This is a genomic window from Bathymodiolus thermophilus thioautotrophic gill symbiont, assembly GCF_003711265.1.
Classification (GTDB): Bacteria; Pseudomonadota; Gammaproteobacteria; order PS1; family Pseudothioglobaceae; genus Thiodubiliella.
In genome coordinates this window covers 80,039-95,011 of record NZ_CP024634.1, presented here as the reverse complement: position 1 = coordinate 95,011, position 14,973 = coordinate 80,039, and the positions used below count along the sequence as shown (strand labels likewise).

The following is a 14,973-nucleotide window of genomic DNA, read 5'->3' as shown; positions in this document are numbered from 1 at the left end:
CGAAATATTGTTTCATTGCACCAAGGTTAAACGATAAAAAGCTTTAAAAAAATTATCTAAAATACCGCTAAATCTTGTTCTACCCATAATTCTACAGTGTCAGCAGCATTAACATTGTTATAAATATCATAAGTAATGCCGTCCTCTGTTTTTGTAGAATCTTTAGCAAAAGCATTGTTACTAAGTTCTATATCAACTTTATCACCCGCATCACCTATAACTTTAAGAACATTGGTTGAACTGGAAATATCCAATAAGTCATTAAGATTAAGTTTCAAAGTATTGTTACCTGACCCTGTTAAATCAATGATTTCAATGTCTTGAATGCGACCATTGTCTATTTGAGTGAGATCTAGATTTAGATCCGCACCTGCTAATTTCAGCGTATCGGTATTACCACCCCCGTCAACACGAGCGAGTAAATCGCTACTCAGCACTTTGCTGGAGAGTTTGGCAAGGTTGTCCGCATTAATAACAATAGTATCATCACCTTTGCCTGCATTAAAGACATCGGCACCGCCGTTACCTGTTAAAACATCATTGCCTAAACCAGCAACAAACAACTCATCGACAGAGGTGCCTGTGAGTGTATTATCATCATCATTACCTTGAAAATCAATAGTATGAGCAACAACACCATTGCCAGCACTAATATCTGCTAAATCAACGGCTTTTGTATCGGTTTTACCAAATACAACATAAGATTTACCTGCTTTGCTTTTATTATCAGGGTCTGCTTGACGAGCACCAATAATCAAATCATCCAAACCATCGCCATTGACATCGCCTGCTGAGGAGACTGAGACGCCACTGAAATCCCCAGCATTCTCACCGTTAATAACAAAGCCACCCGTGCCTGAGGCTATGACTGATAAATCAACAGTAGCCTTGTCTTTTTTACCAAATACAACATAAGATTTGCCTGCATTATTTGTACCACTAGGATCTGCCAGATAAGCACCAACAATCAAATCATCCAAGCCATCGCCGTTGACATCGCCTGCTGAGGAGACTGAGACGCCACTCCTATCATCAATATTCTCACCATTAATAACAAAGCCACCCGTGCCTGAGGCTATCTTTGATAAATCAACAGAGGTTTCATCAGTTTTCCCAAATATAACATAGGATTTACCTGCCTCGCTTTTACTAGCAGGATCTGCAAAATGAGCGCCAACAATCAAATCATCCAAGCCATCGCCATTGACATCACCTGCTGAGGAGACCGAGGCGCCACTGAAATCATCAGCGATACTCTCACCATTAATAACAAAGCCACCCGTGCCAGCGGCTATAACTGATAAATTAACAGCATCTTTTTCTTTTTTGCCAAATACAACATAAGATTTGCCTGCATTATTTTTACCATTAGAGTCTGCATGAAAAGCACCAACAATTAAGTCATCCAAACCATCGCCATTGACATCGCCTGCTGAAGAGACTGAGTAGCCACTGAAATCATTAGCATTCTCACCGTTAATAACAAAACCACCCGTACCAGCAGCTATGACTGATAAATTAACAGCACTTTCATTAGTTTTACCAAAGACAACATAAGATTTTCCTGCGTCACTTTTACTATTAGTGTCTGCTTGAAAAGAACCAACAATTAAGTCATCCAAGCCATCGCCATTGACATCGCCTGCTGAGGAGACTGAGTAGCCATTCCAATCACCAGCATTCTCACCGTTAATAACAAAACCACCCGTGCCAGCAGCTATGACTGATAAATTAACAGCACTTCCATCAGTTTTGCCAAATACAACATAAGATTTACCTACTTTACCTACACCATCTTCACCAAGACTAGTACTAACAATCAAATCATCCAAGCCATCGCCATTGACATCGCCTGCTGAGGAGACTGAGTGGCCACTATAATCCCCAGCACTCTCACCATTCATAACAAAGCCACCTGTGCCTAAGGCTATGGCTGATAAATTAATAGCAGTTTCGTCAACTTTACCAAATACAACATAAGATTTTCCTGCATTGCTTTTATTAGTAGGGTCTGCAAAATAAACACCAACAATTAAATCATCCAAGCCATCGCCATTGACATCGCCTGCTGAGGAGACTGATTTACCACTATGATCCTCAACATTCTCACCATTCATAACAAAACCTTGTGCAACAGAACCTCTCACCGACACAGCAACAACCCGTTCTGTTGCATTACCTGCAACATCAGTGGCAATAATAGTTACTGCGTCAGTGTGCATTGTCGTTTGTATTGCTTTATAAGTAACGATGCCAGTATCAGTAGTAATTGCAAACTTACTGGTGCTTGCATTTTTTATGCTATAAGTAACACCATCATCTGCATTGCCACCATTAAGATTACTTGCTTGAGCATCATAAACAGTTGTAGTGATAGCAGCATTTATTTCAAAATTAACATTTGTTGCACTGGTAAACGAAGGATTTGAGGTATCTACAACAATAGTGCCAGCATTCTTAACAACACTTGAGATGTTACCTGATACATCGATTTGTCCAACCTGAATGGCATTAATAGCATAAGTGCCTTCAGCCAGCGTAAAACTGGTGCCTGTGCCGTTAGTCCAGTTAGTACCACCATTTGTGGAATATTGCCAAGTTGCACCTTCTTCCAAACTAGCAACTGTTATTGTGCCAATCTTGGTAACCTTATCGTCATCTAATGCCCCTGTGTCATCTGCTAAAATAAATGTGGGTTGGACTGGTGGAGCCATGTCAACCTTTATTGTTGTTGAATCTACACCCGTAACATCTTGGTTGTCACTGTTTTTGCCAGCAAGGTTAATAGTAACTGTGTAATCGCCCTGAGTAAGTTTTGAAGTCCAAGCGCTGTTATTGTCTAAAGCCCAAGTATTGTTAACAATAGCTGGAAGATTGGTAGTAATCACATGAACAGTAGTATCACCTTGTTTAAAAACAATGCTACTAACACTTATTGAACTCACTGTGCCAATAACGCTCACTGTGCCACTCAAAGTAGCCGTTGCCATCTCAGCAGTATTGATGATATTGTCAGTGCCGATATTGTTCCAAGTAATTGAGGTTGACAAACCGATATCTACGACCGATACGCTAACAGTTTTTTCCGCTGTATTGCCTGCAATATCGGTGGCAATGATAGTCACTGTGTGGGTGCCTGCTTGCGTTTGCGCTTGTTTGTATTTTAATTCGCCAGTATTACTAATGGTAAATTTGTCTTGTTGCTCTCCCGCTTTTAAAGTATAAGTTACCGTGTTGTCGTCTGTTGCTGCTGTATATATTGTTGTCGATGCTTCGGTATTTGCTTCAACCTCGGCAGTTGCTGCACTGGTGAAGGAAGGGGCTAAGGTGTCTATAGTAATAGAGGAGGCGTACTTGATAATTGTGGCGCTACCACTCACTTTAATCTGAATATCGTTTGCCCCATAAGTGCCACTAGCCAGCACAAAACGATTGCCTGTGCCACTGATAAAACTATTACCGCCGTCAGTGGAATACTCCCAAGTGTCACCACTTTTTAAATGCTTAATCGTAATTTCGCCATTTTTGCTAATCCCATCGCTATCTAACGAACCTGCGTCATTCGTTAAAGCGATTGCGAGTGGCTGTGTTGTATCGTCACCATCGCCATCACTGCCACTACTGGCTACCACAACGGCTGCAACCACAACGGCAGCCACGATGCCTATGTTTGAGGCAATAACATCAGAGAAACTTTGATTGCCGTCTGTGCTTGTTGCACTAGATTCTGTAGCAACAATGGATTGTTCGCCATAAAAATAAACGACTTGAGTGCCGTCTTCTAAAGTAAAGAAGGTATCGGCAACCACATGGTAAAGACCACCGTCTTCGGTGGGGAGGGAAACTAGGCAAGATAAGTCGGTTTTGCAAAGGGTGAAATAGTTGTCAAAGATGAGGACGCTTTCTGCAAATGTGACTTCTAAATCATCGTTTACTCTTTTGGCGACTAGGCTGGTTTTTTTAGTATTAAAATCTTTGGGGTTTAGTTGGTAGGCGATGCCAGTTTGTGGTTGGATGTGGTGGGTGCCTTTGGTGAGGGAAAGCACTTCTTTGTTAAGTTGGTTGGTGATTTTTTGAGCTTTATTCTGTTGTGTTGTAATTTGGGATTTTTTCATGTTTCTCTCCATTTAATTATTATTTATGTAATTATACATTGGTTAATCTTAAAAATTTTACGCTTAAAGATGAAATTATTGGGAATAAAGGTCTAAAAAACAACCCAATAAAAAACAATGATGAATTACAAAAAAAACCGTACAATGATAACAACAGGCAACATACAAAAATGCACGCCTCACTTACAGGTGATAATGCAATCTACCAAATGCCAATTGGCAATAATTTGGTGTCAATGCACGCTACAATTTCGCCAGCGACTACGCCCTGAAAAAAGACATTATTATCGCTGACACCAGGTTTGAATTTGGACTGGATGAAAACAATTGCTTAACCCTAATGGACGAAGTTCTAACCCCCGATTCATCACGCTTTTGGTCAAAATCTGACACCACATCGGCACCAGTCCAAAAAGTTTTGACAAGCAAATTGTGCGTGATTGTTTAGAAACACTAGACTGGGACAAAACCCCACCTGCACCAAGCCTGCCAGATAATATCACCCAAAAAACTGCACAACAATACCGCCAAGTGCAACAATTGCTAATGCAAACAACAAAGATTTAGTCGAAATATTGTTTCATTGCACCAAGGTTAAACGATAAAAAAATTATCTAAAACACCGCTAAATCTTGTTCTACCCATAATTCTACAGTGTCAGCAGCATTAACATTATTATAAATATCATAAGTAATGCCGTCCTCTGTTTTTGTAGAATCTTTAGCAAAAGCATTGTTACTAAGTTCTATATCAACTTTATCACCCGTATCACCTATAACTTTAAGAACATTGGTTGAAGTAGAAATATCCAGCAAATCATTCAGATTGAGTGTCAAAGTATTGTTACCTGACCCTGTTAAATCAATGATTTCAATGTCTTGAATGCGGCCATTGTCTATTTGAGTGAGATCTAGATTTAGATCCGCACCTGCTAATTTCAGCGTATCGGTATTACCACCCCCGTCAACACGAGCGAGTAAATGATTACTCAATACCTTGCTGGAGAGTTTAGCAAGGTTGTCCGCATTAATAATAATAATATCATCACCTTTGCCTGCATTAAAGACATCGGCACCGCCGTTACCTGTTAAAACATCATTGCCTAAACCAGCAACAAACAACTCATCAGCAGAGGTACCTGTAAGTGTGTTGCTCTCGCCATTACCTTGAAAATCAATAGCATGAGCAGCAACACCATTGCCAGCACTAACATCTGCTAAATCAATGGCTTTTGTGTCTGTCTTACCAAATACAACATAAGATTTACCTGCTTTGTTTTTACTATTAGGATCAGCTTGATAAGCACCAACAATCAAATCATCCAAGCCATCGCCGTTGACATCGCCTGCTGAGGAGACTGAACGGCCACTGCCATCATCAATATTCTCACCATTAATAACAAAACCACCTGTGCCAGAGGCTATGACTGATAAATCAACAGCACTACCATTGGTTTTACCAAATACAACATAAGATTTACCTGCATTGCTTTTATTATCAGGATCTGCTTGATAGGCACCAACAATCAAATCATCCAAGCCATCGCCGTTGACATCGCCTGCTGAGGAGGCTGAGTAGCCACTCTCGTCGTCAGCACTCTCACCATTAATAACAAAGCCACCCGTGTCTGAGGCTGAGGTTATGGCTGATAAATTAATAGCACTTGCATTGGTTTTACCAAATACAACATAAGTTTTGCCCGCATTGCTTTTATTAGCAGGATCTGCATAACGAGCACCAACAATCAAATCATCCAAGCCATCGCCGTTGACATCGCCTGCTGAGGAGACTGAGGTGCCACTCTCGTCGTCAGTACTCTCACCATTAATAACAAAGCCACCTGCGCCTAAAGTTGATAAATTAACAGCGTCCTTATCAGTTTTACCAAAGACAACATAAGATTTACCTGCCTCGTCTTTGCTATTAGGATCTGCATAAAGAGCACCAACAATCAAATCATCCAAGCCATCGCCGTTGACATCGCCTGCTGAGGAGACTGAGTAGCCACTCCAATCATTAGCATCCTCACCACCAATAACAAAGCCGCCTGTGCCTGAGGCTATGATTGACAAATCAACAGCAACTTTGTCTTTTTTACCAAATACAACATAAGATTTACCTGCGCGAAAGTCTGCGCGAAAGTCTGCAAAAAAAGCACTAACAATCAAATCATCCAAGCCATCGCCGTTGACATCGCCTGCTGAGGAGGCTGAGTGCCCACTATAATCCTCATCATTCTCACCATTAATAACAAAGCCACCCGTGCCAGAGGCTATGGCTGATAAATCAACAGCGTCTTTATCAGTTTTACCAAATACAACATAAGATTTACCTGCATCGTGTTTGCTATTAGGATCTGCAAAACGAGCACCAACAATCAAATCATCCAAGCCATCGCCGTTGACATCGCCTGCTGAGGAGACTGAGTGCCCACTATTATCCCAAGCACTCTCACCACCAATAACAAAGCCGCCTGTGCCTGAGGCTATGGCTGATAAATCAACAGCACTGCTATTGATTTTACCAAATACAACATAAGATTTACCTGCATCGTTTTTATTATCAGGGTCTGCATTAAAAGCACCAACAATCAAATCATCCAAACCATCGCCATTGACATCGCCTGCTGAGGAGGCTGAATAGCCGCTCTCGTCCCCAGCACTTTCTCCATTCATAACAAAACCTTGTGCAATAGAATCTCTCACCGACACAGTAACAACCCGTTCTGTTGCATTACCTGCAACATCAGTGGCAACAATAGTTACTGTGTCACTATGCACTGTCGTTTGTATTGCTTTATAAGTAACGATGCCAGTATCAGTAGTAATTGCAAACTTACTGGTGCTTGCATTTTTTATGCTATAAGTAACACCATCATCTGCATTGCCACCATTAAGATTACTGGCTTGAGCATCATAAACAATTGTAGTGATAGCAGCATTTATCCCTACATTAGCAGTGGACGCACCAGCAAACAAAGGATTTGAGGTATCTACAACAATAGCGCCAGCATTCTTAACAACGCTTGAGACATTACCCGCTATATTGGTTTGCTTAACCTGAATGGCATCAATAGCATGGGTGCCTTCAGCCAGCGTAAAACTGGTGCCTGTGCCGTTAGTCCAGTTAGTGCCACCATTTGTGGAATATTGCCAAGTTGCACCTTCTTCCAAACTAGCAACTGTTATTGTGCCAATCTTGGTAACCTTATCGTCATCTAATGCCCCTGTGTCATCTGCTAAAATAAATGTGGGTTGGACTGGTGGAGCCATGTCAACCTTTATTGTTGTTGAATCTACACCCGTAACATCTTGGTTGTCACTGTTTTTGCCAGCAAGGTTAATAGTAACTGTGTAATCGCCCTGAGTAAGTTTTGAAGTCCAAGCGCTGTTATTGTCTAAAGCCCAAGTATTGTTAACAATAGCTGGAAGATTGGTAGTAATCACATGAACAGTAGTATCACCTTGTTTAAAAACAATGCTACTAACACTTATTGAACTCACTGTGCCAATAACGCTCACTGTGCCACTCAAAGTAGCCGTTGCCATCTCAGCAGTATTGATGATATTGTCAGTGCCGATATTGTTCCAAGTAATTGAGGTTGACAAACCGATATCTACGACCGATACGCTAACAGTTTTTTCCGCTGTATTGCCTGCAATATCGGTGGCAATGATAGTCACTGTGTGGGTGCCTGCTTGCGTTTGCGCTTGTTTGTATTTTAATTCGCCAGTATTACTAATGGTAAATTTGTCTTGTTGCTCTCCCGCTTTTAAAGTATAAGTTACCGTATTGTCGTCTGTTGCTGCTGTATATATTGTTGTCGATGCTTCGGTATTTGCTTCAACCTCGGCAGTTGCTGCACTGGTGAAGGAAGGGGCTAAGGTGTCTATAGTAATAGAGGAGGCGTACTTGATAATTGTGGCGCTGCCACTCACTTTAACCTGAATATCGTTTGCCCCATAAGTGCCACTAGCCAGCACAAAACTATTGCCTGTGCCACTGATAAAACTATTACCGCCGTCAGTGGAATACTCCCAAGTGTCACCACTTTTTAAATGCTTAATCGTAATTTCGCCATTTTTGCTAATCCCATCGCTATTTGATGAACCTGCGTCATTCGTTAAAGCGATTGCGAGTGGCTGTGTTGTATCGTCACCATCGCCATCACTGCCACTACTGGCTACCACAACGGCTGCAACCACAACGGCGGCCACGATGCCTATGTTTGAGGCAATAACATCAGAGAAACTTTGATTGCCGTCTGTGCTTGTTGCACTAGATTCTGTAGCAACAATGGATTGTTCGCCATAAAAATAAACGACTTGAGTGCCGTCTTCTAAAGTAAAGAAAGTGTCGGCAACCACATGGTAAAGACCACCGTCTTCGGTGGGGAGGGAAACTAGGCAAGATAAGTCGGTTTTGCAAAGGGTGAAATAGTTGTCAAAGATGAGGACGCTTTCTGCAAATGTGACTTCTAAATCATCGTTTACTCTTTTGGCGATTAGGCTGGTTTTTTTAGTATTAAAATCTTTGGGGTTTAGTTGGTAGGCGATGCCAGTTTGTGGTTGGATGTGGTGGGTGCCTTTGGTAAGGGTAAGCACTTCTTTGTTAAGTTGGTTAGTAATTTTTTGAGCTTTATTCTGTTGTGTTGTAATTTGGGATTTTTTCATGTTTCTCTCCATTTAATTATTATTTATGTAATTATACATTGGTTAATCTTAAAAAATTTACGCTTAAAGATTAAATTGTTGGGAATAAAGGTCTAAAAAACAACCCAATAAAAAACAATGATGAATTACAAAAAAACCGTACAATGATAACAACAGGCAACATACAAAAATGCACGCCTCACTTACAGGTGATAATGCAATCTACCAAATGCCAATTGGCAATTGGCAATAATTTGGTGTCCATGCACGCTACAATTTCGCCAGCGACTACGCCCTGAAAAAAGACATTATTATCGCTGACACCAGGTTTGAATTTGGACTGGATGAAAACAATTGCTTAACCTTAATGGACGAAGTTCTAACCCCCGATTCATCACGCTTTTGGTCAAAATCTGACACCACATCGGCACCAGTCCAAAAAGTTTTGACAAGCAAATTGTGCGTGATTGTTTAGAAACACTAGACTGGGACAAAACCCCACCTAAGACCCCTGCATTAAACTAAAAAACCCAACAAAAAATCACAAATCAACCCTCAAAACCTTATGCAAACATTAGCATTTATGATAAAATACTATAATTATCAGACACTTACAAAAAAATGCGAGTTAAAACCACTCAAGAACAAACCTTTGCTGATAGTTTTATCAACATACCAAACTCCCAACTAGACATCATTAACAAAGTTATCGATTGGGAAGTTATAGCCAAAGATCTGTCTCATATTAAAGTTGACTATTCTGCTGTTAGTCTGTTTAAAGCGCTATTAATAGGCACATGGCACAATCTCTCTGATGAGAAGTTGGCTGATAGTCTTAGTAGAGATTTAGTCTTTATTAACTTTTGCAACTTTAGCCTAAGTGGCAACAAACCTGATGCTACAACCATTGGCAGATTTAGAACCAAACTAATCAAACAAAATCTATTTGATAGACTTTTGAGTAGCATCAATCTTATGCTTGAGAATAATCAACTCAAACTCTCTAATGGCAAACATGTTGCCATGGATGCAACCTTAATTCAAAGTGCTAGACGCACTAAGAAGATTATTACAACACACAAAACTGGTGAGGTTTATGAGATTGATAGTAACCCAATTCAATATTCAGATGATAAAGATGCAAGATGGACATTTAAGGCGGGAAAATACACTTATGGATATTCATCAGTAGTAACAACTGATGCCAATGGATTAATTAACAAAGCCACTACGCACCCTGCTAATGATAGTGAAATGACTCATTTTGAAGAAAATGTTAAACAGGCAGGCAATCAAAAAGGCGTAAGAGTTTTATACGACAAAGGAACAGCCTCTCAAGCTAATAGTGAAGCACTTAAAGCACAAAAGTTAAGAGATGGTATTATGCGCAAAAAACCCAAAGGCAAGCAAATGAGTCATTGGAATAAATTACGCAATAAAGCAATCAGCAAAAGAAGGTTTGTGGTTGAACGCACCTTTGGTACGCTCAAACGCACTTATGGTTTGGCAAGAAGTCGTTATATTGGTTTAGAGAAAGTTGCCAGCGAAGTTAATCTTAAAGCTATTGCTTATAATCTAGTTAGAGCGGCGAATGTTTATATTAACAAGGGATTAAATGCAACCTAGGGATTATTGTGTCTTTTTTGTGGAAACAGTACAAAAAAGAGTAAAAAATGAGCGATTTATAGTTGATATTGATGATTTTTTTAATGAAAGCTGGATTTTATATGTTTTTTGACTTTGAAAAGTCAAAAATTGAGGGTTTTGGGTTTTGATGGTTGGTTTTAGGGTGCTATGCAGGGGTCTTCACCTGCGCCAAGCCTACCAGATAATATCACCCAAAAAACTGCACAACAATACCGCCAAGTGCAACAATTGCTAATGCAAACAACAAAGATTTAGTCGAAATATTGTTTCATTGCACCAAGGTTAAGCGATAAAAAGCTTTAAAAAAATTATCTAAAATACCGCTAAATCTTGTTCTACCCATAATTCTACAGTGTCAGCAGCATTAACATTGTTATAAATATCATAAGTAATGCCGTCCTCTGTTTTTGTAGAATCTTTAGCAAAAGCATTGTTACTAAGTTCTATATCAACTTTATCACCCGCATCACCTATAACTTTAAGAACATTGGTTGAACTGGAAATATCCAATAAGTCATTAAGATTAAGTTTCAAAGTATTGTTACCTGAACCTGTTAAATCAATGATTTCAATGTCTTGAATGCGACCATTGTCTATTTGTGTGAGATCTAGATTTAGATCCGCACCTGCTAATTTCAGCGTATCGGTATTACCACCCCCGTCAACACGAGCGAGTAAATGATTACTCAACACCTTGCTGGAGAGTTTAGCAAGGTTGTCCGCATTAATAACAATAGTATCGTTACCAGCTCCTGCATTAAAGACATCGGTGCCTCCGTTACCTATTAAAGTATCATCGCCTAAACCAGCGACAAACAACTCATCGGCAGAGGTGCCTGTAAGTGCGTTGCTCTCGCCATTACCTTGAAAATCAATAGCATGAGCAACACCACCATTGCAAGCACTAATATCTGCTAAATCAACGGCTTTTGTGTCTGTCTTACCAAATACAACATAAGATTTGCCTGCATTGATTTTATTATCAGGGCCTGCTTGATAAGCACCAACAATCAAATCATCCAAGCCATCACCATTGACATCGCCTGCTGAGGAGACTGAGTAGCCGCTCAGATCCAAAGCATTCTCACCATTGATAACAAAGCCACCCGTGCCTAAGGTTGACAAATTAACAGCATTTTTATCAACTTTACCAAATACAACATAAGATTTACCTGCATTTCTTTTACCAGTAAGGTCTGCATCACTAGCACCAACAATCAAATCATCCAAGCCATCGCCATTGACATCGCCTGCTGAGGAGACTGAGCGGCCACTATAATCCTCAATATTCTCACCATTAATAACAAAGCCACCCGTGCCTAAGGCTATCTTTGATAAATCAACAGAGGTTTCATCAGTTTTCCCAAATATAACATAGGATTTACCTGCCTTGCTTTTACTAGCAGGATCTGCAAAATAAGCACCAACAATCAAATCATCCAAGCCATCGCCATTGATATCGCCTGCTGAGGAGACTGAGAGCCCACTATAATCCTCAGTATTCTCACCATTAATAACAAAGCCACCTGTGCCTGAGGCTATGACCGATAAATTAACAGCACTTTCATTTATTTTGCCAAATACAACATAAGATTTACCTGCATTGGTTTTGCCAGTAGGGTCTGCATTATTAGCACCAACAATCAAATCATCCAAGCCATCACCATTGACATCACCTGCTGAGGAGACTGAATAACCACTCTTGTCCCCAGCATTCTCACCATTAATAACAAAGCCACCCGTGCCTAAGGCTGACAAATTAACAGCATTTTTATCAACTTTACCAAACACGACATAAGACCTACCTGCATTTGAGCCTACCCCATTGGCACCAACAATCAAATCATCCAAGCCATCGCCATTGACATCGCCTGCTGAGGAGACTGAGGTGCCACTCTTGTCCCAAGTATTCTCACCATTAATAACAAAGCCACCTGTGTCTAAGGCTGATAAATTAACAGTATTTTTATCAACTTTACCAAACACGACATAAGACCTACCTGCATATGAGCCTACTCCATTGGCACCAACAATCAAATCATCCAAGCCATCGCCATTGACATCACCTGCTGAGGAGACTGAATAACCACTAAAATCATTAGCATTCTCACCATTAATAACAAAGCCACCTGTGCCTAAGGCTGATAAATTAATAGCACTTGCATTAGTTTTACCAAATATAACATAAGATTTACCTGCAGAGCTTTTATTAGCAGGGTCTGCAAGATAAGCACTAACAATCAAATCATCCAAGCCATCGCCATTGACATCGCCTGCTGAGGAGACTGAGAAGCCACTCCAATCGTATCCACTCTCACCATTCATAACAAAACCTTGTGCAATAGAGCTTCTTACCGACACAGTAACCGTCTGCTCTGTTGCATTACCTGCAACATCAGTGGCAATAATGGTCACTGTATCACTATGCACTGCCGTTTGTATTGCCTTATAAGTAACGATGCCAGTATCAGTAGTAATTGCAAACTTACTAGTGCTTGCATTTTTTATGCTATAAGTAACACCATCATCTGCATTGCCACCATTAAGATTACTTGCTTGAGCATCATAAACAGTTGTAGTGATAGCAGCATTTATTTCAAAATTAACATTTGTTGCACTGGTAAACGAAGGATTTGAGGTATCTACAACAATAGTGCCAGCATTCTTAACAACACTTGAGATGTTACCTGATACATCGATTTGTCCAACCTGAATGGCATTAATAGCATAAGTGCCTTCAGCCAGCGTAAAACTGGTGCCTGTGCCGTTAGTCCAGTTAGTACCACCATTTGTGGAATATTGCCAAGTTGCACCTTCTTCCAAACTAGCAACTGTTATTGTGCCAATCTTGGTAACCTTATCGTCATCTAATGCCCCTGTGTCATCTGCTAAAATAAATGTGGGTTGGACTGGTGGAGCCATGTCAACCTTTATTGTTGTTGAATCTACACCCGTAACATCTTGGTTGTCACTGTTTTTGCCAGCAAGGTTAATAGTAACTGTGTAATCGCCCTGAGTAAGTTTTGAAGTCCAAGCGCTGTTATTGTCTAAAGCCCAAGTATTGTTAACAATAGCTGGAAGATTGGTAGTAATCACATGAACAGTAGTATCACCTTGTTTAAAAACAATGCTACTAACACTTATTGAACTCACTGTGCCAATAACGCTCACTGTGCCACTCAAAGTAGCCGTTGCCATCTCAGCAGTATTGATGATATTGTCAGTGCCGATATTGTTCCAAGTAATTGAGGTTGACAAACCGATATCTACGACCGATACGCTAACAGTTTTTTCCGCTGTATTGCCTGCAATATCGGTGGCAATGATAGTCACTGTGTGGGTGCCTGCTTGCGTTTGCGCTTGTTTGTATTTTAATTCGCCAGTATTACTAATGGTAAATTTGTCTTGTTGCTCTCCCGCTTTTAAAGTATAAGTTACCGTGTTGTCGTCTGTTGCTGCTGTATATATTGTTGTCGATGCTTCGGTATTTGCTTCAACCTCGGCAGTTGCTGCACTGGTGAAGGAAGGGGCTAAGGTGTCTATAGTAATAGAGGAGGCGTACTTGATAATTGTGGCGCTACCACTCACTTTAATCTGAATATCGTTTGCCCCGTAAGTGCCACTAGCCAGCACAAAACTATTGCCTGTGCCACTGATAAAACTATTACCGCCGTTAGTGGAATACTCCCAAGTGTCACCACTTTTTAAATGCTTAATCGTAATTTCGCCATTTTTGCTAATCCCATCGCTATTTGATGAACCTGCGTCATTCGTTAAAGCGATTGCGAGTGGCTGTGTTGTATCGTCACCATCGCCATCACTGCCACTACTGGCTACCACAACGGCTGCAACCACAACGGCAGACACGATGCCTATGTTTGAGGCAATAACATCAGAGAAACTTTGATTGTCGTCTGTGCTTGTTGCACTAGATTCTGTGGCAACAATGGATTGTTCGCCATAAAAATAAACGACTTGAGTGCCGTCTTCTAAAGTAAAGAAGGTATCGGCAACCACATGGTAAAGACCACCGTCTTCGGTGGGGAGGGAAACTAGGCAAGATAAGTCGGTTTTGCAAAGGGTGAAATAGTTGTCAAAGATGAGGACGCTTTCTGCAAATGTGACTTCTAAATCATCGTTTACTCTTTTGGCGACTAGGCTGGTTTTTTTAGTATTAAAATCTTTGGGGTTTAGTTGGTAGGCGATGCCAGTTTGTGGTTGGATGTGGTGGGTGCCTTTGGTGAGGGAAAGCACTTCTTTGTTAAGTTGGTTGGTGATTTTTTGGGCTTTATTTTGTTGTGTTGTGATTTGGGATTTTTTCATGTTTCTTTCCTGCATACATAATTATTTTTATGTAATTATACATTGGTTAATCTTAAAAGATTTGCGCTTAAAAATGAAATTGTTGGGAACAAAAGCCTAAAAAAACAACCCAATAAAAAACAATGATGAATTACAAAAAAACCGTACAATGATAACAACAGGCAACATACAAAAATGCACGCCTCACTTACAGGTGATAATGTAATCTACCAAATGCCAATTGGCAATAATTTGGT

At 40.4% G+C, this 14,973-nt stretch carries 5 protein-coding genes and 2 pseudogenes; 4 read left to right on the top strand and 3 right to left on the bottom strand.

Annotation, left to right across the window (positions count from 1 at the left end; genetic code table 11):
* Positions 1–56: 56 nt before the first annotated feature.
* Positions 57–4,115 (bottom strand): beta strand repeat-containing protein, encoded by a 4,059-nt coding sequence (locus MS2017_RS10915; protein WP_164707548.1) that lies wholly within the window; start codon positions 4,113–4,115, stop codon positions 57–59.
* A gap of 38 nt (positions 4,116–4,153) precedes the next feature.
* On the opposite strand from MS2017_RS10915, the gene MS2017_RS00310 reads away from it, so the two are divergent.
* Positions 4,154–4,387 carry a hypothetical protein gene (locus MS2017_RS00310; RefSeq protein WP_122950895.1) on the top strand — a complete coding sequence of 78 codons (234 nt, stop codon included), beginning with the start codon at positions 4,154–4,156 and terminating at the stop codon, positions 4,385–4,387.
* A pseudogene (locus MS2017_RS00305) lies at positions 4,360–4,682 on the top strand (phosphoribosylaminoimidazolesuccinocarboxamide synthase); the annotation flags it as partial. The gene MS2017_RS00310 and the pseudogene MS2017_RS00305, both read left to right, overlap by 28 nt.
* 47 nt (positions 4,683–4,729) lie before the next feature.
* Here the strand turns inward: MS2017_RS00305 and MS2017_RS00300 are convergent.
* A complete protein-coding gene (locus MS2017_RS00300) occupies positions 4,730–8,788 on the bottom strand; it encodes a beta strand repeat-containing protein (protein WP_164707547.1) in 4,059 nt (1,352 codons plus the stop codon).
* Positions 8,789–9,032: 244 nt separating this feature from the next.
* On the opposite strand from MS2017_RS00300, the pseudogene MS2017_RS00295 reads away from it, so the two are divergent.
* Positions 9,033–9,271: pseudogene (locus tag MS2017_RS00295) on the top strand (phosphoribosylaminoimidazolesuccinocarboxamide synthase); the annotation flags it as partial.
* Between the two features lie 117 nt (positions 9,272–9,388).
* Complete coding sequence (locus MS2017_RS00290; RefSeq protein WP_122950893.1) at positions 9,389–10,393, top strand: IS5 family transposase; 1,005 nt, start codon at positions 9,389–9,391, stop codon at positions 10,391–10,393.
* Between the two features lie 333 nt (positions 10,394–10,726).
* On the opposite strand, the gene MS2017_RS11635 is transcribed toward MS2017_RS00290, so the two are convergent.
* Positions 10,727–14,737, bottom strand: a complete 4,011-nt coding sequence (locus MS2017_RS11635; protein ID WP_241156942.1) for a beta strand repeat-containing protein — start codon at positions 14,735–14,737, stop codon at positions 10,727–10,729.
* Positions 14,738–14,973 lie beyond the last annotated feature (236 nt).

What these genes read in the sequence shown, in the direction of transcription:
- MS2017_RS11635 (WP_241156942.1), bottom strand. Translation starts at nt 14,737, where the DNA reads ATGAAAAAATCCCAAATCACAACACAACAAAATAAAGCCCAAAAAATC.
- MS2017_RS00290 (WP_122950893.1), top strand. Translation starts at nt 9,389, where the DNA reads ATGCGAGTTAAAACCACTCAAGAACAAACCTTTGCTGATAGTTTTATC.
- MS2017_RS10915 (WP_164707548.1), bottom strand. Translation starts at nt 4,115, where the DNA reads ATGAAAAAATCCCAAATTACAACACAACAGAATAAAGCTCAAAAAATC.
- MS2017_RS00300 (WP_164707547.1), bottom strand. Translation starts at nt 8,788, where the DNA reads ATGAAAAAATCCCAAATTACAACACAACAGAATAAAGCTCAAAAAATT.